This window comes from Paenibacillus sp. FSL R10-2748, from assembly GCF_038005565.1.
In the GTDB taxonomy this organism is placed as follows: domain Bacteria; phylum Bacillota; class Bacilli; order Paenibacillales; family Paenibacillaceae; genus Paenibacillus; species Paenibacillus polymyxa_B.
In genome coordinates this window covers 15,378-37,114 of the sequence record NZ_JBBOTK010000008.1, presented here as the reverse complement: position 1 = coordinate 37,114, position 21,737 = coordinate 15,378, and the positions used below count along the sequence as shown (strand labels likewise).

14 protein-coding genes are annotated in these 21,737 nt (G+C 47.5%); 8 read left to right on the top strand and 6 right to left on the bottom strand.

Annotated elements, in window-relative coordinates:
* Nucleotides 1-21: 21 nt before the first annotated feature.
* The 5 genes from NSS66_RS21120 (at nucleotide 22) to NSS66_RS21100 (ending at nucleotide 7,665) form a co-directional block, all read left to right on the top strand.
* The gene (locus tag NSS66_RS21120) at nucleotides 22-1,608 is read left to right on the top strand and encodes a S8 family serine peptidase (protein ID WP_340959703.1); all 1,587 of its coding nucleotides are present in this window, start codon (nucleotides 22-24) and stop codon (nucleotides 1,606-1,608) included.
* 305 nt (nucleotides 1,609-1,913) lie between these two features.
* Nucleotides 1,914-3,428 carry an arabinosylfuranosidase ArfA gene (gene arfA / locus NSS66_RS21115; RefSeq protein ID WP_023986630.1) on the top strand — a complete coding sequence of 505 codons (1,515 nt, stop codon included), beginning with the start codon at nucleotides 1,914-1,916 and terminating at the stop codon, nucleotides 3,426-3,428.
* A 420-nt stretch (nucleotides 3,429-3,848) separates the two neighbouring features.
* Nucleotides 3,849-5,744, top strand: a complete 1,896-nt coding sequence (locus NSS66_RS21110; protein ID WP_340959701.1) for an HSP90 family protein — start codon at nucleotides 3,849-3,851, stop codon at nucleotides 5,742-5,744.
* Nucleotides 5,745-5,768: 24 nt separating this feature from the next.
* On the top strand, nucleotides 5,769-6,830 hold the full coding sequence (locus tag NSS66_RS21105; RefSeq protein ID WP_023986633.1) for a hypothetical protein: 1,062 nt from the start codon (nucleotides 5,769-5,771) through the stop codon (nucleotides 6,828-6,830).
* 88 nt (nucleotides 6,831-6,918) lie between these two features.
* Entirely contained in the window at nucleotides 6,919-7,665 is a 747-nt protein-coding gene (locus NSS66_RS21100; RefSeq protein WP_023986634.1) for a glycerophosphodiester phosphodiesterase, read from the top strand.
* Between the two features lie 167 nt (nucleotides 7,666-7,832).
* On the opposite strand, the gene NSS66_RS21095 is transcribed toward NSS66_RS21100, so the two are convergent.
* The 5 genes from NSS66_RS21095 to NSS66_RS21075 all read right to left on the bottom strand — a co-directional run bounded on the left by NSS66_RS21095 (nucleotide 7,833) and on the right by NSS66_RS21075 (nucleotide 13,569).
* Nucleotides 7,833-8,660, bottom strand: coding sequence for a class I SAM-dependent methyltransferase (locus tag NSS66_RS21095; protein ID WP_023986635.1), 828 nt, complete (start codon nucleotides 8,658-8,660; stop codon nucleotides 7,833-7,835).
* Nucleotides 8,661-8,804: 144 nt separating this feature from the next.
* Nucleotides 8,805-9,686, bottom strand: a complete 882-nt coding sequence (gene galU / locus NSS66_RS21090) for a UTP--glucose-1-phosphate uridylyltransferase GalU (protein ID WP_023986636.1) — start codon at nucleotides 9,684-9,686, stop codon at nucleotides 8,805-8,807.
* Nucleotides 9,683-10,105, bottom strand: a complete 423-nt coding sequence (locus NSS66_RS21085; protein WP_023986637.1) for a GtrA family protein — start codon at nucleotides 10,103-10,105, stop codon at nucleotides 9,683-9,685. Before NSS66_RS21085 ends, galU begins: the two co-directional genes overlap by 4 nt.
* A gap of 3 nt (nucleotides 10,106-10,108) precedes the next feature.
* A complete protein-coding gene (locus NSS66_RS21080) occupies nucleotides 10,109-11,200 on the bottom strand; it encodes a glycosyltransferase family 2 protein (protein WP_028541969.1) in 1,092 nt (363 codons plus the stop codon).
* Nucleotides 11,201-11,217: 17 nt separating this feature from the next.
* A complete protein-coding gene (locus tag NSS66_RS21075; RefSeq protein WP_340959699.1) occupies nucleotides 11,218-13,569 on the bottom strand; it encodes a glycosyltransferase family 39 protein in 2,352 nt (783 codons plus the stop codon).
* A 287-nt stretch (nucleotides 13,570-13,856) separates the two neighbouring features.
* Here NSS66_RS21075 and NSS66_RS21070 point away from each other — a divergent pair, with 287 nt between their 5' ends.
* Together NSS66_RS21070 and NSS66_RS21065 are read left to right on the top strand one after the other, a co-directional pair.
* Entirely contained in the window at nucleotides 13,857-14,543 is a 687-nt protein-coding gene (locus NSS66_RS21070) for a response regulator transcription factor (protein ID WP_013308395.1), read from the top strand.
* A complete protein-coding gene (locus tag NSS66_RS21065; protein WP_339201302.1) occupies nucleotides 14,540-16,030 on the top strand; it encodes a sensor histidine kinase in 1,491 nt (496 codons plus the stop codon). Before NSS66_RS21070 ends, NSS66_RS21065 begins: the two co-directional genes overlap by 4 nt.
* A gap of 83 nt (nucleotides 16,031-16,113) precedes the next feature.
* On the opposite strand, the gene NSS66_RS21060 is transcribed toward NSS66_RS21065, so the two are convergent.
* Nucleotides 16,114-20,406, bottom strand: a complete 4,293-nt coding sequence (locus NSS66_RS21060) for a S8 family serine peptidase (protein WP_340959698.1) — start codon at nucleotides 20,404-20,406, stop codon at nucleotides 16,114-16,116.
* A gap of 362 nt (nucleotides 20,407-20,768) precedes the next feature.
* Between NSS66_RS21060 and NSS66_RS21055 the strand changes: the two genes are divergently transcribed.
* On the top strand, nucleotides 20,769-21,704 hold the full coding sequence (locus NSS66_RS21055) for a manganese-dependent inorganic pyrophosphatase (RefSeq protein WP_269321404.1): 936 nt from the start codon (nucleotides 20,769-20,771) through the stop codon (nucleotides 21,702-21,704).
* Nucleotides 21,705-21,737: the final 33 nt, after the last annotated feature.

Genomic DNA, 21,737 nt, shown 5'->3' with positions numbered 1-21,737 from the left:
AAGAGACTGGGGGAGAAAAAAATGAAAGCCAAGATCCATGTAGCCATTATTGACGACGGGGTTAATGCTGGCTTTTTAAACACCCAATTATTATATAACGTCGAAATAGCTCATGGAGACGTAGAAGATGGACGCACCTTAAATCACGGTACGCTTTGTGCAGCTATTGTACAAACGTATTTTCCAGATGCGATCATCAGTAGTGTAAAAATAATGAACCATAGAAAAGGAAATGCAGCTCAGCTTTGTGCTGCGCTGGATTGGTGTGTAAAGCATGGTGTACAGGTAGCCAATATCAGCCTGGGAAGTATAAATTATCGAGATCGAGGCATGCTGCGGGAAGCTGTAAATAATGCAGCTATGGCGGGATTAATTATGGTATGTGCAGCACAAAATGGAGGACTTCTTACTTATCCGGCTTCCTTTGCCAATGTGATTGGTGTGCGCTGCGATCATAGCGGTATACTCACAGCAGGACAATATACATATGATGCTGAGAAAGCATTCTCAAGTGGTATCGATTTTACCGCTTTTGCCAAGCATGAGCTGATAGGTGCAGCTGGAGAGGCTGTACAATGTCCCAACAGCAATAGCTATGCCACTCCATTCGTTACAGCACAGGTATGTAAAGTTTTGCAGAAGTCCAAGCGTGTTCCTTCCATAGAAAAGCTAAAACATATTTTACATAAGTATAGTTATCATCCGCTACAGGATACCATAATCCCCGTAATGCGTTACAAAAATCCGGATTGGATACGGCGCGCCTATGTGTTTATAGAGGATTGTGCAATTAGTTCGAAAGCACCCTATTATTTTGAGACCCAATGTGAAGCTCAACTCCCTGGCGACAAAATTGCTGCGATCTTCGAACAAGCCATCCTGCGGGAGCGAGAACAACAGGACACAGCGCTCGAAGGTGGACAACGGGTATACGGCCTTACAGATACGATTGTCTTGCTAGGGGAAATGGAGCCAGTGAGTTTGCAGGAAGTGGAGCAATTGGCTTCACGTTATGGAAAAAATGTCGTCTATATTTCTAAAAATCAACGACATATCCCCGCACTGAATTTTTCGTCTTGCTATTTGCGCTGGTGGCAGCAAGAGGGGGGGCTCTTTATGACGCGGGAGAAGGCAATCGCAATAGAGGATTCTCGCATTCCGCTTATTTGTATTTATTATGACAAGGGCATTGACATTATTTATTTTTTGCATGAGTTGAGAGGGGAATTTGCCCGGGATGGATACCAAAGCTGGATCGCGGTGGACCAGTCCGCGGCAGTGTTGCATGATATGGAGTATACGCTCCCTTCGAATGCAAGCAATGGATTACAGGAACTGTTATATAATGCGGGTACAATGGCATACAACGCTTATACGGATATTGCTATTTTGTGTGTAGAGGCTACGAATATTACGCATTGCACCAAAGAACGAGTTTTATTAGACGTTGATATTGAGCTTTCTATCCTGGTGAAAGCGGAAACTGAACGTATTTATATATCTATACGGACAGAGCAGGGATATTTGAAAGAAGGGGTCCTCTCGAATTTAAACGTGGGTGATATAGGTGGTATTTATACATATTTAGAACAACTGTTGGTAGACTGATATTCACTATTTAAAACAGACTGCAAGATATGGAAGTAGGCACTATTTTGAACCCACCTGTAATCCGTTATTCTATTTAGCAAAGTGGTTATTCACTCAATAAGTTTGTTTATAAAACGAAATATTTTGAAGTACGTAACCAATTGCTTATCGTTTATCATTAACGTTAATAAATATATTAAGTATTTAATAATAATGTTGACTATGATAAATATGGTGTGTTATATTAAAACCGTAAATAAAACGGCTTCTTAGTTTTGGTGGTACAACGGATTTTATTTTCGCATTCAGAGAGGATGGTTTAGGTGGCAGCAGCTGTAAAAGCAAAGATGATTGTAGACAAATCTTTTCGTATTGCTGAAGTCGATAAACGCATTTATGGCTCTTTTGTAGAGCATCTCGGGCGTGCCGTATATGGCGGCATTTACGAGCCTACTCATTCAACTAGTGATGAAAGCGGTTTCCGAAATGATGTTAAAGAGTTGGTAAAACAGCTTGATGTTCCTATTATACGCTATCCGGGAGGCAACTTTGTATCCGGTTACAATTGGGAGGACGGTGTCGGCCCTGTCGCGTCCAGACCTAGACAGTTGGAGCTGGCGTGGAGAACGGTCGAGCCGAATGAAGTGGGTACGAATGAATTTTTCAAGTGGGCCAAGGATGTAGGTTCCGAAGTCATGATGGCGGTTAATCTGGGTACGCGCGGAATTGATGCTGCGCGTAATCTGGTGGAATATTGCAACCACACAGGTGGCTCCTATTGGAGTGATCTACGTCGTAGTCACGGTGTAGAGCAACCACATAAGATTAAAACCTGGTGTCTTGGTAACGAGATGGATGGCCCATGGCAAATTGGTCACAAGACAGCAGAAGAATATGGTCGTCTGGCTGTAGAATCTGCAAAAGCCATGAAGCTGATCGATCCTGACATTGAGCTTGTATCCTGTGGCAGCTCCAGTTCTACGATGCCGACGTTCCCGGAATGGGAAGCAACCACGCTGGATCATACCTATGAGGTAGCCGACTATATTTCCTTGCACCAATACTACGGCAATCATGACAATGATACGGCTAATTATCTGGCACGTTCTATGGATATGGATCATTTTATTCATACGGTCATTTCGACTTGTGACTATATCAAAGCAAAAAAACGCAGCAAGAAAAAAATGATGCTCAGCTTTGACGAATGGAATGTATGGTACCACTCCAATGATGCGGACAAAAAAATTGATCCGTGGTCTGTGGCACCACCGCAGCTTGAGGATATCTATAACTTTGAGGATGCATTGTTGGTAGGCAGCATGTTGATTACGTTCCTGCGCCACGCGGATCGTGTAAAAATGGCTTGCCTCGCCCAACTGGTCAACGTTATTGCGCCAATCATGACCGAGAATAACGGAAAAGCATGGAAGCAAACGATTTTCTATCCGTATCTGCATGCCTCCCGTTATGGTCGTGGGATATCGTTGATGCCTGTGGTGGACTCGGAAAAATACGATTCCAAGGACTTCACAGACATTCCTTATCTGGATAGCGCTGTAGTTTATGATGAAGAGGGAGATGCACTGACTGTCTTTGCAGTGAACCGTCACTTGTCTGAATCGCTGGAGCTGACAGTAGATGTACGCAGTTTCGAAGGCTACCGCATTGTCGAGCATACTGTATTGGAGCACGATGATCTCAAAGCGACCAACAGTCCAGCCGGTGAAAAGGTTACGCCTCACAACGGCGGCAATGCCAAGCTTGAAGACGGAATTGTAAAAGCTCATTTGGGCAAAGCATCGTGGAACGTTATCCGTCTCGCTAAGTCTCATTAATTCCTTTCTGTAAAAGGTACAGCTTCGACTGTATCTAAATAAGCTCGCATTCTCTCTTGTAAGAGTATTACAAGAGCGGCAATGCGAGCTTTTTGCGTAAAATGAGCCATTTGTCCCTCCATAGATATAGGTTTTTAAGAGAAGGATGGATTTTAAATAAATATTATGTTTATTACTAAATTTAACTAGACAAAGATGACCTTTATTCACTAAGTGCTCGTACTCCGTACATTTTTATGAAGTTAATTAGACCCAGTTCCAGACTTCCTAGGTGAAAAAAGACCCTGTTATATCGTTGTCAACGTATTGATATCTGAAATGCAGGGTGTGTAATCCGACTTAAATCCACGTTATACTTTAAAAGACAGTCTATTTAAAACCAGATGATGGTTGTAGCATTTCGAGAAAGGAATGATCTGTATGAGTCAGACAGACCAATATCGTTTTCAAGTGAACTTGGGCGGTATGATTGATATTTTGGCCAATCATTTATATAGCAGTCCACGAGTGTTTATACGTGAGGTTCTGCAAAATGCAACAGATGCGATCACGGCTCGCAAGGAGCTGCGGAAGGTTGTTGCTGAAAGTAAAGTACTGAAAGAAGACAAGGCTCTTGGAGATACAGCTTCTGAGAGTAACGACTATGAAGGTAAAGTCATCGTGGAGTTATCTGGTTCTGGGGAGCATCAGGTATTGATGATTCAGGATAACGGCATTGGATTGTCAGAAGAAGACATTCACCGTTTTTTGTCGATTATCGGTCAGTCTTCCAAGAAGGGAGCCGATTTGCTGGCTTCTGAGACTTCGTTTATCGGACGCTTTGGGATTGGGTTACTATCCTGCTTTATGGTGAGCGATGAAATTGTAGTGCTGACCCGCTCGGTGAAGGAAGGCATCTCCATGGAATGGAGAGGGAAGCCGGATGGGACGTATACGATTCGTCGATTGGAAACCGAGCTGCCTGTAGGGACGCAAATTTATTTGCGCTGCAAGCCGGGAAGTGAGTTTTATTATGAGCCAGCGCACGTAGAGGAGTCTTTAATCTATTATGGTGCGTTGCTGCCGTATCCGGTCATGCTGTCTGTAGACGGGGACACCAAGCGCGTCAATCTTCCATCGACGAGCTGGATGCAGGATCCCGAACAATTGCGGAGTCGCCGTAGTGAGGTGCTGGATTTAGGCTATCGCCTGATGGGTGAGCGCTTCAGTGATTTTATACCGTTGCGGACGGCATCGGGCAGAACAGGCGGGATTGCATTCATTTTGCCTCGCAGTGTTAATCTGAACAGCAAGCGGCTGCATCGGGTGTACCTGAAGCATATGCTGGTGTCGGACAAGGCGGAAAATGTTTTGCCGGAATGGGCATTCTTCATTAAAAGCCTAATTTGGACAGATGAATTGCAACCAACGGCATCACGTGAGTATTTTTATGAAAATGAGCAGCTTGACGATGTTCGTTCTGAACTGGGTACCTGTATTCGGGAAGAACTGCTACGCATGGCGCAGTATGAGCCAGACCGCTTGCAGCACTGGATTCGTTTGCATGAGCTGTCCATGAAGGCGCTCGCCGTGGAGGATGATGAATTTTTGCGGATAATGTACCGTTGGTTTTCCTTCGAAAGTACATTTGGGCGGCGTGAGCTGAAAGAACTGATCCAAGAGGCGGACGGACGTCCACTGCATTACACATCGACAGTAGATGAGTATCGTCAGATTACGCATGTGGCGGCGGCGCAATCCATGTTGGTGATCAATGGCGGCTATATTTATGATTCAGACATTTTGGAAAAGCTGCATTGGATTGACTCTAACCTGCAAACAGAGCGTCTTAGCCCTGAGGAAGTATCTCTTTCATTTACCGGGCTAACACAGGAAGAACGCGAGAATTATTACGGTGTGCTACGTGTCATGGATGCTGCTTTGCAGCCGATGCGTTGCCGCGCTGAGTTGAAGCGTTTTGAGCCTGCGAGTTTGCCAGTGTTGTATACCATTTCTCAGGATGCACTGACCTTGCGCTCCATGGAAAACACGGTTGAGGAGACAACCTCACTTTTTTCCAATGTGCTTGATAGTCTGAAAGCAGGAGTCCAGCAGAATTCGGGTTATTCCACCTTATACTTTAATCTGAACAACCCAGTGGTGGCGCGGATTCTTGAAGCTACCGATACGCAGATGGTCACGGCTGCTACAGAAATGATGTATGTGAATGCGCTTATGATGGGGCACTACCCGATGAACCGCAGTGAGTTGGGACTGATGAATCGGAGTGTACTACATTTTATCAATTGGGGATTAGGGAACGGACAAAATTCGTAATTGCGTAATTATAGGGGGAGCCAAATGGAAGATACGATATATGATTTGATGGAGCAGGCGCAGGATCTGCCCGGAGGGGCGGCAAAGCTGGCGATTCTGGAAGAAGCAGTTCGCTTGGCAGATACTTCCGGATTGAAGGAACTCGCTTATGAAATCCGGGGAGAGATTGTAGACTGCGCTATTTTTAACGGATATCCATTGAAGTCGCTGATTGCTTTTTCGTGGCAGTTGGGCCAATTTGATCAAAATCCAGAGGAATACGACGCAGATGAGCTGTTGTGGAATTACAAATGGATACTCGGGAAGGTGTGCAGCTTTTCCAATATATCGAAGACTCAAATAGAAGATCTGGCGGAGGATATGCGCAGACGTTATGCCGAATACGGGTATAATGAGCGTCCATATTACTATTATAAGTTCCGCATCGCGATGGACATGGGTGAACTGGATGAAGCACGGCGGTATCTGGATACCTTCCGCTTGATTGAGTCGGACAGTATGAGTGATTGTGAGGCCTGTGAGCAGAGCCAGATGGTACGGTTCTATTACTTGACTGGAGAAAACGAGCAGGCGCTTGCCGTGGCAAAACCGATTTTGTCGGGACGGATGAAATGTGCAGAAGTACCACATGTGACGCTCTCGCAGGTGCTGTTGCCGCTTTATCGTCAAGGCGAGGTTGATCAGGCAAAGGACAATCATCGCAAAGGCTATCGCCTAATTCGGGATGACCGCGACTTCCTGAAAACGATAGCGGAGCATATCGAATATCTGGCGGTTGCTGATCCGATTCAAGGAATCGAAGTGGTAGAGCGTCATCTACATATGGCGCTAGACTATGAGAGCGGGCTGGAGCAGATGTATTTTTACGCGACGATGGTGAGTCTGCTACAAAAGTTGGATACTTCGGGAGAAAAACGATTGATCCGGTTGCCGGCTTCCTTGGAATGGGGTAAAGAGGATCGCACATTGACAGAAATCATTGCGTATTTTAGGCCACTGGCAGAGTCAGCGGCGGCTGATTTTGATCGACGGAACGGGAATACGTTTTATTCCGATTGGATCGGGAAAATTGTTCAAACGGCATAGAAGAAGTGGTAGCTGTGACGAATATTTTATACAGCCCAAACAATGAGCAGGTATAATGTTCCTGTGAAATGACAGGAGGGGTTATGTTGTGACTGTAACCGAAAAGGTGATTAATTTCGCACACCGCGGAGCTTCAGGTGTATGTCCTGAGAATACGATGGCGGCATTCCGCCACGCCCTGGAACTGGGAGCAACAGGTATAGAAACGGATGTGCAGCGTACCCAAGATGGGCATCTGGTACTGATTCACGATGAGTCGCTGGAGCGTACGACAGGTTGCTCACTGGATGTAAGGGATATTACGCTGGAAGAATTAAATAAACTGGATGCGGGCAGTTGGTTTGATGAGAAATTCCGAGGTGAGCGGGTTCCGATGCTGGATGAGCTACTGGAACTAGCCCAGTCCTCGAATACAATTATTAATTTAGAGTTGAAAAACAGCATTTATCTCTATCCGGGTATGGAGGAAGAGGTCATTGCAGCCGTGAAGCGTTTTGGGTTGGAACAGAGGGTAATCATATCCAGCTTCAATCACGAATCGCTGGCGCTCTGTGCGCAGCTTGCTCCTGAAATCAAGACGGGGGCGCTGTATATCGAAATTATGGTTCGTCCATCCGAGTATGCAACCCAATTCGGGGTAACAGCACTCCATGCCTACAAACAAGTTGTTACGCCAGAAGCTGTATCAGAGGCTTTGGCATTAGGCGTCGTATACCACCCATGGACGGTGAATGAGCCAGAAGAAATGAAGCGTCTGCTGGAGGCCGGGGTGAACGGCATCATCACGGACTATCCTGACCGGTTGGCGCACTTATTGGCTGTTCGCTCTTCCTAAGTCGAAGACACATTGGAACTGTGACTAAGGGTTTGCAAGGATATGACTGTGGCTATTTATTGAAGCAAAAGAGACTCTCCTGTACGCACTCGTTTTTACGAGGCGAGGGAGAGTCTTTTTTGCCCTAAGCCGAAGAGCGTATCATCCACGATGACCTTGATTCCTTTCTACTTGATGCCGAGCCGCATACGATAGCTGAACAGGATGTCTAGTGTTCTGCTCTGAAAATGATTCTCTACCAGCTTCACGAAGCGGGCTATATCGACGTCAAGCGCTCGATTGCCAAGTTTGAAGAGACTTTGAATACCCCCTTGGCTGAGAGCGAGCCCTGTATAACGAGCTGCGTCACACTGCTCACGGTTATGGAAGACAATCTCCCGGGTATATCGGAATTGTCCGCTGCGGTGCAGATTAGCCAAATGCTGATTCTTGCTCCATTTATGAGCTTGTTGCTCTACTGGGGCTTCCTGCTCCAAAAGGGTATCCGCTTTGGTGATAAGCTCTGTATAAGCTTGCTCTATCTGCCATTGCAGCACCGGAGGCCAGTCACAGTCAAAGGCCGCGAACACGCCGCCCTGAGCCAAGACCCTGCCCGCTTCCTGAAGCGTGCTCTCGGGGTCCATCCAGTGAAAGGATTGAGAGCAGGTGATGACGTCTACAGTTCCGTCCTCAAAGGGCAGGTTGTTGGAGAACCCGCTTTTGAAGGAAATGGTTCCTGCCCTTGTCGTTCCTGCCGTCTCCAGCTTGTGCTGCGCTTTTCCTCTCATGTCCGGGTTAGGCTCGATACCGACGATTTGCCGAGCGGCGTTTTCCCATATGAAAGTTGAAAGTCCTGTACCGCAGCCAATATCGGCAACTAGCTCTACGTTTCGCTCCAGATAGCGGCTGATGATTTCCACGACGAGTGACGGTGCTTCCGGGCGGTGCTGATCGTAGTTGTCGGCAAAACCGTTGAAACGATCCACATTACTTTGCAGATTTCCTTCAGGGATCATAGGTTCTTTTCCTCCTTAGTATCGACCGGGCGGCCGTATAGACTCAAATGCTGCTGTACTCCTATAGTGTACAATTTTACATGTTCATCCATCTACTCTCGTGATTTCACAGCACCCGTCGGATTTCGGAGGGAGTAAATCCCCCTATTTTATCATTGAAGCAAGCGCCCACTCGCGCATCATGGAGTCAAGCATTGGACGCAAATCTTCGCGTTGCATACCCATGTGGAGCACGGCTTCCAGATATCCAGCTTTATCTCCAATATCATAACGTGTGCCTTCCAGTTCTAATGCGAGCAGTTGGTTCTGCAACGCTACTTGATGAAGAGCATCCGTCAATTGGTATTCACCGCCCGCTCCAGTGGACAGGTTTTCCAATATAGAGAAAATGGAAGGCTCTAATACATACCGACCAATGACTGCCTGCCGCGAAGGGGCATCTGCCGGAGATGGTTTTTCAACAAGTCCGCCGACTTCGTGAATGAGACCGTTCTGGTGAGTGGAGTCAATAATGCCGTATTTACTCACATCTTGTTCTTCCACTGTGCGCACGCCGACCACTTGCTTGCCAGTCGCTTCGTAAACATCCATCATTTGACGAATCGCCGGGGTGGAGGAATTCATAATATCATCGCCCAGCAACACGGCAAAGGGCTCATCGCCAATGAACTGACGAGCGCAGCTTACCGCGTGTCCCAAGCCGAGGGGTTCTTTTTGACGGATATAGTGAATGACTGCTTTACCCCCGATGCTTTGAACTTCACGTAGGAGATCATATTTACCCTTGCTCTCCAGTACCTGCTCCAACTCCACAGACTTGTCAAAATGATCCTCGATGGCTTTTTTATTACGCCCCGTTACAATAATGATGCTCTCAATTCCGGACTTGATGGCTTCTTCTACGATATATTGAATAGCCGGCTTGTCTACGATGGGAAGCATCTCTTTCGGTAAAGCTTTCGTAGCTGGTAGAAAACGGGTTCCTAATCCGGCGGCTGGAATAACAGCTTTTGTAATTTTTCTCATAGAAACTCACTTTCCTTTCGGGATGGGGAACCGAATACCCAGTATCGGCTCCCGATATAATTGATGATCATTCCGGCTGCGGTCGCGATCAGCTTGCCTAAAGCAAGCGGCAACTCGGTTCCAGTGTGAAGCACTTGCAGTAATAAGGAGGTTATCCCCAATACGATGAGGTTAATGATGATGAATTTAGGTAATTGACCCTTATTAGTGTTGTTTGATAGTTGTTTGTTGAATGTCCATTTGCTGTTCAAAATATAACTGTTGGCTGTGCCGCAGCTGTACGAAATGACCTGCGCTACAATGACCGGCACTCCGCCCCAAGCCAGCAGCATAAAAATGATATAATCTACACCCGTATTCACCAGACCTACGATGCCAAATCGGATCATAGGAAGCAGTTGGGCCATGCGACTTTTCATGGGTTAGGCTCCATGACCGGATTTGGGTCCGGTATATACCGCACTGTTGCCGCGCACTGTGCGTCCTGTCGAAATCAGGCTCTCACGGGCTCCTTGCATGTACAGGGAGTCACGGGGTTCAGGGACTTTCATAGCATGCGTCGGACCGTTTTCGTATTGTCCACCCAGATGCTCACGGACAATGTAAAGCGGACGTGCTTTGGTTTCGTCATAAATGCGTCCAACATATTCACCCATAATACCGAGAATGATCAGGATCACCCCGTCGAAGATCAGGCTGATGCTAATCATAGACGACCAGCCCTTCATCACATAGGAGTCGGTGAAAAAGTTGAGAAACAGTACGTACATCAGATACAGGAAGCCGGACATGGATAGAAGTGCACCGATATACCCTGCCAGCTTGAGCGGTTTAATCGAAAAGGATGTGATCCCGTCCAGACTGAGCTTGATCATTCGTTTCAACGGATATTTGGTTTCGCCTGCGAGCCGCTCGTCGCGCTCATATTCTACAGCAGTTTGTTTGAAACCGATCCAGCTGACCAGTCCACGAACGAATCGGTTATTTTCCGGTAGCCGTTTCAATTCTTCTATGACCTTGCGATCCATTAGGCGGAAGTCCCCGGTGTCGACCGGGATATTAATATCCGTTGATGCTTTAAGTACACGGTAGAAGAGGCTGGCAGACCATTTCTTGAAGCGAGTCTCGCCATTGCGTTTGAGTCGTTTGGCGTAGACCACTTCATAGCCTTCCTTCCACTTGTTAGCCATCTCAACAATCAGTTCCGGCGGGTCCTGGAGGTCGGCGTCAATGACGACGACCGCCTCCCCCACCGCATAATCCATCCCGGCAGTAATCGCTAGCTGATGACCAAAATTGCGAGAGAAATCAATCAATACAATGGTGTCATCTCTGAGACTGAATTCCTTGATCAATTGGACGCTGCGGTCCGAACTTCCATCATTTACGAAGATCAGCTCGTAGGGCTCACCCATCGAGCCCATAACTTGTTTCAGCCTCCGGTAGGTTTCCGTAATAACGGCTTCCTCGTTGTACATCGGAATAACAATGGAATAACGGATGGGTTCACTCATTCGTAGTTCCTCCTCATTTATAATGTGATTTCGTATAAAGTACCGCTTCCGCCACGTTCGTCTCCGCCAGGGCCACCTTGACCATCCTGGGCGTTCGCATTGCTGTTCGTGGTGTCTCTTCCGCTCTCGGTTGCTTTAACGTCTGTACTTGTTTCGCCTGTTGTTGTTTTCCATTCATCTGTAGGAATCACTTTGCCGTGTTCTTTGATCCATGCAGTGACTTCAGAGTTACCGCCGTCTGGTCCGCCACCTCCACCAGAAATCATGAAGTACTTCACTTGGCCGCTTTCGACCAGCGCCTTGATTTTATCGACGGTATAGACTGGATCGGAAGATACAAAACCGTTCATAATAATTACTTTTTGTCCGGCCTCGACCAGGTAAGGAGCAGCCGTTGAATAATTACTTGCTGCGAAAAGGTAGGTTTCACCTGTGTTATTTTTTTGCAAGTAGCTCAACGTTTTTTGATCTAAACTTTGGCTACCGTTGGGTCCCCCCATTCCTCTGGAACGGGTAGAAGATTTTTGTTCCGTGTCTGTACTTGTTTGTGTGCTTGAAGTATTTCCATCAGGACTGGAATTCTCTGCATTATTGGTCTGGTTATTCGTTTGAGTTCCTTCGGCTTGTTGTCCATTGGCGCTCTGACCTCTATTGCGATCATTGCCGCCCGGCATTCCGCCACCACCACCGCCAAATTGAGTGGGTCCGGCTTGTGGAATCATGCTGTTCCCCCCGTAGATGATCGGTGTCAATGCCCAGTATGCAGGACCGATAAACATAGCGAGTACACTTGCAATGATGGCGAATCTTGTGAACTTCTCAGATTTCATTCGTGCTACTATCAGCAGCACCGTGCCGATGATCCCTAGGATCAATACCGCGATGGACCAGCCGCTGCCAATGGTATCGTTGTAATTTTGCAAAACAAACCAGCTAAATACCGAGGTTGCCAATACTGCTGCGGGTAACAGCCAGGAGAGCCAGTTGGAACGCTCACGATACTGCTTCCACAATTCTACGAATCCTGCTCCAAAGAGCGCTGCAATTGGTGGCGCGAGCATAATCAGGTAATAATGATGAAAGAATCCTGCTACGCTGAAAAACGCAGCTACGGGAATCAACCAGGCCAGCCAGAAGATGACCTCTTTGTGTTTTTGTGTGATATTACGACGTCGAATGCTTGCAAGCAGACCGATGGAAGCAATCAATGCGAATGGAAGCAGCCAGCTGGCTTGACCTGACAGGGAAGATTGGAACAACCGCAAAGGTCCTTTTTCGCCAGTGCCGAACATGCCGCCACCGGAATTTCCTCCCGGTCCACCGCCTGGACCACCCTGGCCACCTTGCCCGTCTCCAGGACCACCTTGTCCGTTGCCGCCAAATCCACCCGGTGGCATTTGACCACCTGCACCGAATCCGCCTGCTGCCATGTTGTTGGCACCAGAGTCATCCGTAGTGGTAGTGCTGTCCGATGTTGTAGTCGTCTGAGCTTGATCTGTGTTCGTATTGCTGCTATTCGTTGTAGCGTTATTGTTCCGATCCGTGCGTTCACCGCCACGATTGCCACCTGTACCCTGATCTCCTGTCAGACGGGACAGGCCGTTATAACCAAAGGCCAAATTCAGCACAGAGTTCGTACCGCTACTCCCCATATAAGGGCGTTCATCTGCCGGAGTGGAGTCCACTACGACTGCCCAGGAGAGCGATACGATCAGGAGGACAACTGCTGATCCTACCAGTGTTACTGCTTTTCGCTTCCAGTTAAACTTGGAGGCCAACAGATAGAACAGACCCAATGCCGGAACGATCATATAGGCTTGCAACATTTTTTCGTTAAAGGCGATGCCTACGACTGCGAAAGCAGCAAGGATCAGCCCGGTTTTGCTATTTCTAATGCCTCTGAACAATAGCCATGTTGCGAGCAACAGTGTGAAAACCAACATAGCGTCGATGTTATTCGTGCGGCTAACTGCTACGGCTATCGGTGTCGTTGCCATGGCGAAGGCGGCCAATCGTGCTGCCATCGTACCGAAGCTCGGTTTGACGAGTAAGTAAACGAGCAAGACCGATCCGACCTGAGCCAGCGCCTGTGGCAAGATAACGCTCCATCCGTGAAGCCCGAATATATAGGCGCTCAGTGTCTGAATCCAGAAAACCACAGGCGGTTTGTCTACCGTTACCGATCCGGCAGAATCAAGTGAGGCGAAAAAGAAGTTGTGAAAGCTCTGTAGCATGCTTGCTACGGCCGTCGTGTAATAGGTGTTTACATATTTGTCTTGCCAGATGTTGTATCCGTTCAAAAATGCGGATATCAGCATAATGATGATCAGGGGGATGTCCGCCCTGGTCTTAAACCATTTCTTAATCATGTTCATTCCACTCCCTGTGAAAATTCTTTGTATTTATTCCGTTGTTCTAGCCGCTATCTTCAGGACTGCGGAATGACCAGTCGCTTCTGATCTTGGCCCGGTGAACTACCGGCTTGCTATTATCATGCCATACGTACCTTAATGGGTTCTGAGCGCTCCCTGAACGTTAGCTGAAAGCTGAGCAGAGGTGCTTTTTTTGCGACAGGATTCAGGTATATTAGATACAGGTAAAAATGAACTGACTTTTTTATGAGAAAAATGCGGCAACATGAAAGGGAAGATTAATAATGAATCCAATACACGGAGTTAAAATTATGCTGGCAGATGATGAGCCTCATATTTTGCAATTTTTAGAGCTTGGACTGATTAATGAAGGATATGAAGTCAGGACCGCCGAGAACGGGAGTAAAGCGCTCGATTTGGCAAGAGAGTTTCGTCCGCATGTAGCGGTGCTGGATGTGATGATGCCGGAAATGAACGGTTTTGAGGTGTGCCAAAGTCTCAAGGAGACGGAGGATAACATCGCGGTCATTATGCTGACCGCCAAGGATGATGTAGACGATCGGGTAAAGGGATTAAAACTCGGCGCGGATGATTATGTCGTAAAGCCCTTCAGTTTTAATGAGCTGCTGGCTCGCATTGAAGCGCGCCTGCGCAATCAGTTCCCCGATCTGCTGGGGGAGGTGGTTCACGGCCCCTTTCAAGTGGATGATCGACGCAAGGAAATTCGTTATCAGAGTCAGGTGCTGGAGCTGTCGCCTACCGAATATGAACTATTGAAGTTTCTGGTGCTTAATCACGGGATTGTGCTGAGTAAAAGTCGTATTCTGGACCGGGTATGGGGGTACGATTTTGGGGGCGAGGATAATATTGTTGAGGTGTACATTCGCTCCTTACGTGAAAAACTCAAAGACAAGGAGCACCGGGTCATTCGTACGCTGCGCGGTGTGGGCTACCGGGTGGATCTGCTATGAAGGCGGGCGGGAAAAGTCGGAGAAAATATGCACTTCGTTCTCTCCGGTCCCAGCTTTTGGCCAGAACGTTACTCATTTTGGCTTTGCTGCTCGTATTGATTGGTTTTCTACAATATTTTCTGATGAAAGATTTTCTGTATCGCAGTCGGGCAGAAGCTATGGATACGCAGTTGAATTCAATTCCTGCCGATTTATTGATTAAGGATTCGCAGGAGCAGAGTGGGGTAACCGCTCCCCAAGAACAAACCAATCGGAGGAATAATCGACCGGGGCCGTTTTTGTTTTGGCCGGATATGTCGCTCGCTTCTATAGATACAGACGGCACTTTCCAGAGCTTGTCCAACGAAAACGGACTTAAGCCGCCACGTCTCACCACTGAGCAATATCATGCAATGCAGCAGAGCAAACGCATGCGCCACGGCTATCAATTAATCACGGATGCTCAGGGGAAAGAGCAACTGGTTGTATTCCGTCCGCTCGGTCCACCTGACCGTTCGTCCGGTTTACTTCAAATGGGCGTATCCACGACTTCTATGCAAGAGCAATTGATTAACCAGCTCCGCACCTTTATTTTATTGTCTCTGATTGCGCTTGCGATTGGGTTGGCGCTTATGCTTCCTGTGCTGCGCCGCACGTTGGTGCCCCTTTCCAGGATGGTCGAGGCAGTCAAACGTATTGATGCGGGCAATCTGGCCGAGCGCTTTGACGCAGAGCAAGGGCAGTATGAGGTGGATCGTTTGGCGGTTTCATTTAACGGGATGCTGGAACGGCTGGAGCATTCTTTTGCTGCCGAACGAGAATTGCAGATGCAGATGAGACGATTTATTGCGGATGCTTCCCATGAACTGCGCACCCCGCTCACGTCTATTCACGGCTTCTTGGAAGTGCTGCTTCGTGGGGCGGCATCTAATCCGAAGCAGCTTCTGTCGGCACTAGAAAGTATGTATGGTGAATCCAAGCGGATGAATAAACTTGTCTCTGATTTACTATTGTTGGCTAAGCTGGATCGAACACCGGAGTTGAAGCTGGAAGACATATCACTAGATGCGTTGCTGCTGGAAATGAAACCGCAGCTCCTTATGCTGGCAGGTACACGTAAAGTGGTTTTTGATATGACGGCAGGTATACGGGTATTGGCAGAGGGGGATAAAATCAAGCAGGTAGTGCTCAACTTGTTTCACAATGCTGTTCAGCATACCGATATGGAAAGAGGTGTGATCCAGGTAAACCTGTCTGCAGGTAAGAAGTTGGTGGATATCCAAATTCGTGATAACGGACCAGGCATGAGTAAAGAACAGCTGGAGCGGATATTTGAGCGTTTTTATCGTGGAGATGAATCGCGTACACGTAGCTCAGGCGGGGCGGGCCTTGGTCTGGCCATTACACAGTCTATCGTAGAAGCACACGGCGGGAACATTACGGCCGAAAGCACACCGGGAACGGGAAGTGTATTCAAAGTAACGTTACCTTTAGCGGGAACAGTATAGTATTTAAGATTATGGCGTAACATAAAAATAGCCCCCCGAACCGCAGCTTTGGTTATAACACGGCTCGGGAGGTTTTTCTATTGTTAGTTAATCAGCGAAGCTTTCTGTAAAAGCACATGCAGCACCTTGGCAGATGCCTCACGGGTTGTAGGTGCATTCGGCTGGAAGTAGGAGGAGCCTTTAATCGCTTCTCCGTTGATGATACCTGCTGCACTTACTTTTTCAATACTGTCCTTGGCATAGCCTGCAAAGGATGAAGCATCATGGTACGGTGTACGTGCAGGGCCATCGACTGCTGCTTTGATTTGAAGCAGATCTACAGCTTTACCCAGCACGACAGCAATTTCTTGACGACTGATATTAGCGTTCGGATCAAACTTGTCGCTGTTGCGACCCGTAATCAAACCAGCTTCATAAGCGGCTGCTACATCGCCGGAGTACCAACTACCTGCCGGGATGTCACTGAATGGTGCAGCAGTACCCGGTGTCAGGCCGAGTGCCCGAGTTACCAGGGCTGCAAATTCTGCACGTGTCACGTTCTTCTTCGGTGAGAAAGTCGTGTCGGTCGTGCCGTTAATCAGCAACTTGTTCGCCAGCGATTGAATTTCCGATTGGGCATACGACGATGAAATATCTTCAAAGCTAACGGGACGTGTCGCCGCTGCATACGTCGAGAAGCCCGGACGGCTTACCTTGACGACAGTAGATCCATCAGCCTGCTTGGCGAAGACGGATGGAACGGGATAGACATTTCCGTTTGCCGTATAGAGTACACCGGCTGTATTGGAATCAATTTGACCAGGTACGGTAAAGGATCTGCTAATGAACTGTCCTGGAGCAACTTTGAGCGATTGACTCTTGCCACCAGTGACAACATTAGCTTCAAACCCTACCGGGATGCCGATCACATTGGAGCCTTTCAGCTTACTTGTAAAAGTGCCACTCGCCTCTCTCTGGCTGCTGATTATCACTTCAATGCCTGCACCAGCAGGAACATTTTTCAGAGCGGATACTGGCAAAGCCAGAGAAGAGCCTGTATTGCTTACAATCAAGCTGCTTCCTGCTGCAGCCTTGCCCAACGTTACCAGTTGTGTGGAAGTGAGCGATGCTTTCGTCGTTTGGCCTGCTTGGCTAGTAGCCGACAGTACAATAGCTGTCGGGCTGGAACCTGCTGCTGTCACGGCACCCTGTAAATCTGCATCGGTTACTGTCAGCGACTGTACATTATTGTTCAATGCAACGGCTGTAGTGACAGTTTTAACAGCCTGCCCTTGTTTCACAACGCTTTGAAGTGAAGGTGCAGATGTAGAGACAGGAGTGGATGTGTTCGTTGCAGCAGAAGGTGTAGTATTGCTTCTGCCGCCACCTCCACCACCGCCGCCTCCAACACTACCGCTGGATGCGGCGCTATTATCCACACGGATAGCTTTAGTGGCGGTGAAGAGTTTAGGACCTTTAGTAGTGCTCTCGACTTCGCCTTTTGCATTCAACTCCGGAGCGCTGACTTCCAGCTTGTATACGCCGTCCTTCAAATGCTGAATCACGGGCTGACCGTTAGCATCCAAAACAGATTTTCCATTGTCATCTAATTCGGCGTAACTTCCGTCAATGCCCTTGAAGGAGTAGACGCCTTGTTTGAGGCGTGCATTGTCACCTTGTTCCTTGGAGGTCGTAATTCCATCGATCAGACCGATTAACTTGTCATCTACGCCGTACACATAGAGCGCGATCAGGTTCGTTTTATCCGTAGTCAGGCGGAATGCCAAATCTGTTGAGCGTTGAGCACCTGTACGACTCGGATAAATAATTGGGTTGGTGACACTCAAGTCCTGCAAGCCAAAGCCAGTTGTAGGATTTTCTTTGCCGACATGAACGACGAACGGCAGATGAAGTGTTGGCAGTCCGGCGCTTTTTAGAATAACCTCCCCTTCATATACACCTGTGGCTGCACCCGAATTTGGTTGTACAGACAGGAAGAACGGTTGCGATTTACCGGGTTCTGCTGAGATAGCTCCATTCGCGCCGATACCTTGCAACTGAACGGAAAGGTTGCTTACATCTGGCGTGGAGATTGGCTTCTTGGGATCTGAGGTTACAATATCATGTAAAATATAGCTCGCCTCATACTGTACAGAGTTAGTGGACAGGTTTTTGAGTTGAAGCTGAATCTGCTTCGCATCACTACCAGGTCGTAACACCCCGAAGCTGGCGGAAGGATTGTAATTCACAACCTCCTGCCGATTAAAGTTCTTGTCGAGAATCGTGATCTTTTCAACAGTTTCCAGCAGAGCGGGAGTCTGAATCGCATTAGCGATGTTTACTAGGCCTGCACCTTGGGAATACACATCATATTGGATTTTATCCTCATTGAAGAGTGTAACCGAAGTGTTGGCGAGCGCAGCGCGGATATCAAACGGTGTCCAGTTTGGATGCTGTTGCTTCAGCAGCACAGCAAGTCCAGCCACATGCGGAGACGCCATACTTGTACCGTTGCTGCGTTTGTAGGCTTGCTCATAAGATGCATCTGGATAGAACTTGGCGAAGGCGGGGTAGGTTGACAAAATGCCAACCCCCGGTGCGCTCACGTCTGGTTTGATGCTAAGCAGTTCATCTCCGTTCGGTCCGCGGGAGCTAAATCCGGCCATCGTATTGCCTGCATTATCTGTACGAATATAATCTGCTCCAAAGGAAACGGAGAACTTCTCTCCCGCGTTGTCTACGATTTGTTTAGCCAGCGCACGACCTTCCTTACCTTTCATGTCAAAGGTGGGAATAAAGTCAAAGCTATCGCCTAGGTTAACGTTCACATAATTGTCTAAGTCTGAAATAGAGGCTGTTAAATCTGCCTGCGTGGTATCACTCGTTTTTGCTTGTCCATTAAAAACGATTACAGCCTTCGCACCGTTTTTTTTCGCATTTGCGATTTTATCCACGAATGCCAAGTTGCCGCGTGAAACGAGGACGATTTTTCCTGCTACGTCTTTCCCTTCAAAATCATCAGGTTGTCCCAGATTCGCATATACGAGCTCATAAGGGGCAGTTCCCAAAATGGAGGCAAAGTCTTCTCTGCCTGTCTCCCAGCCCATCAAATTAAAATCATAATGTACATAAGCATCATCAGTTACGGTCTTTTTCAATTCACCGTTAGCCTCCCAATAGGAGTCACGGGTGACCGAAGCTGTACCCGAGAAGCTTTTGCTCGGCGAAGTGGCTGCACCGACGGAAATCGCCAACTGTGATGTTGCGGGAGAACCCATGGAATAAAAATAGGGGCCTTCCTGTGCCGCATTACCATTCGCTATGACCGCGACTACGCCGGAAAGTACAGCATTATTAATAGCAATGGAGTCGGGGGAGTTCGGGTCCTTTTCGGAATCCGAGCCCAGCGACAGGTTAATGACGTTCATACCATCTTTGACAGCGCGTTCAATGCCATCAATGACCTGTGCGGAGGAACCGGAGGAGCGTCCCGTCTTGGTATTGCGTCCAAGCACTTTATACACGTATAAGTCCGATTTATAGGCAATACCCTTTTGCACAATATCCGAGGATTTATTTGCGGCTTTACCGGCAATTGTGCCGGAGACGTGAGTACCATGTGTCGTTCCGCTAAAACCTGTGCCGTATGGGTCATTTTCTTTTTCAAGGAACGGTTCCTCGTAAGGGTCGTTGTCTTGTTCAAAAGAGTCATATCCGCCTTTATAGGCTTCTTTCAAATCCGGATGCTCATAATCGATACCAGTATCAATAACCCCGACCTTGATTCCCTCGCCATTCAATCCTTTGGCCCAGGCTTCAGGAACACCAATCTGGTCCAGCGGTGCGTTATCATAAGTGGCTTCACTGGCTGTAAGTGTTGGCGGGTCCTGTACGGGGATGGAATAATACGTTTTGTTTTCATGAATGGATTTTACACCTGGCAGTTTAGCCAGTTCTGGAATCTTATTGGCTGGTAGTGTGACCTCCAAGCCGTTAAGCACCGTGTTGTACTGGTAATTCACCTGAAGAGAAATACCATGCTCAGCGGCTTGGTCTACGAACGTAGTTTGCTCGGTGGCAATCGCGGATTCCGCTTTTTGCTCAGATTGAGCTGTGAAAGCTTGGAAGCCTGAACGTGCCGCATATTTGTCCACGGCTAAGGGCTCACCATCAAGCTGTACGATGACTCTGACCTGGCGGGAAGAATCTGTGCTTAGCTCTGGCGAAATGAAGGCCGGAGCCGCCTCAATAGTCAATGCTTGCTGAGCTTCCAAAAATGAGTTGATTTGCAGATCTGCGGTAGCAGCAGAACTGACAGACGGCAGAGACAAGCTTACCGTCAAGGCAAGAGCGAGTGATACGACAGGTATTTTTTGCAAAATGATCGGCTTTTTCAAAGATTTCCCTCTTTTCAATCAAAATATGATATGTCTACATACTAGGATTTGAAGCCACTGCCGTTGTTCTCACGCCTCCCTTAATATCTAAAATAATAGAATTGACCACTGGTGACTAACTTGCCAGTTTTGAGGCATATCTTACCATATTGGTGGGATATATTACTATATGTTTTTTATATTTTTAGAAAAAATAAGGGTAACATCACATATAGATTCCATGGAAATGTTATGAATTTACTAGATTATTTTTGAAAACAATCGAAGGGGAATGGGAGAATGCGAGATTTAATGATATAATCTGCATTGGAATTGTTGAGGTTTCACAATCATGTAAAATGCCTAAGGCAAAGGAGTCGATTATGTTGGCAAAAACATTGATTTTTGGGCATAAAAATCCGGATACGGATACCATTTGCTCAGCTATTGCTTATGCAGACTTAAAAACCAAACTGGGTGCGGACGTAGAGCCGGTTCGTCTGGGCGAGGTGAACGGGGAAACGCAGTATGCACTGGATTATTTCAAAGTGAGCGCGCCACGTCTAGTTGAGCAGGTTGCTGCTGAAACGGACAACGTCATTCTGGTCGATCATAATGAGCGCCAGCAAAGCGCCGCTGATATTGACAAAGTACGTGTAACTGAAGTCATCGACCATCACCGGATCGCTAACTTTGAAACAAGCCAGCCGTTATACTTCCGCGCTGAGCCAGTGGGTTGCACAGCCACCATTTTGAACAAGCTCTACAAGGAAAATGGTGTAGCGATTCCGAAAGAAATCGCAGGTCTAATGTTGTCCGCGATTATTTCCGATTCCCTGTTGTTCAAATCCCCAACCTGCACGGATCAAGACGTAGCTGCTGCTCGTGAACTGGCTGAAATTGCTGGTGTGGATGCAGATCGTTACGGATTTGACTTGCTTAAAGCGGGGGCTGATTTGAGTGGTCACACCATTGAACAGTTAGTAAGTCTGGATGCCAAAGAATTTCAGATGAATGGTCGCAAAGTGGAAATTGCTCAAGTGAACGCAGTAGACGTCAACGATGTGCTATCGCGTCAAGCTGACCTAGAAGTTGCATTATCCCAAACCATTGAGGCCAAAAATCTCGATCTGTTCCTGTTCGTTGTAACAGACATTGTGAACAGTGATTCCATTGGTATTGCCCTGGGAAGCCAAGCACAAGCGGTTGAGAAAGCCTATAATGTACAGTTGGATGACAACAAGGCTGTTCTAAAAGGCGTTGTATCGCGAAAATCGCAAATTGTGCCTGTATTGACTGACGCTTTTAACAGTTTGTAAGGATAAAAAATAAGCCTCCTGAACCCCTGCATA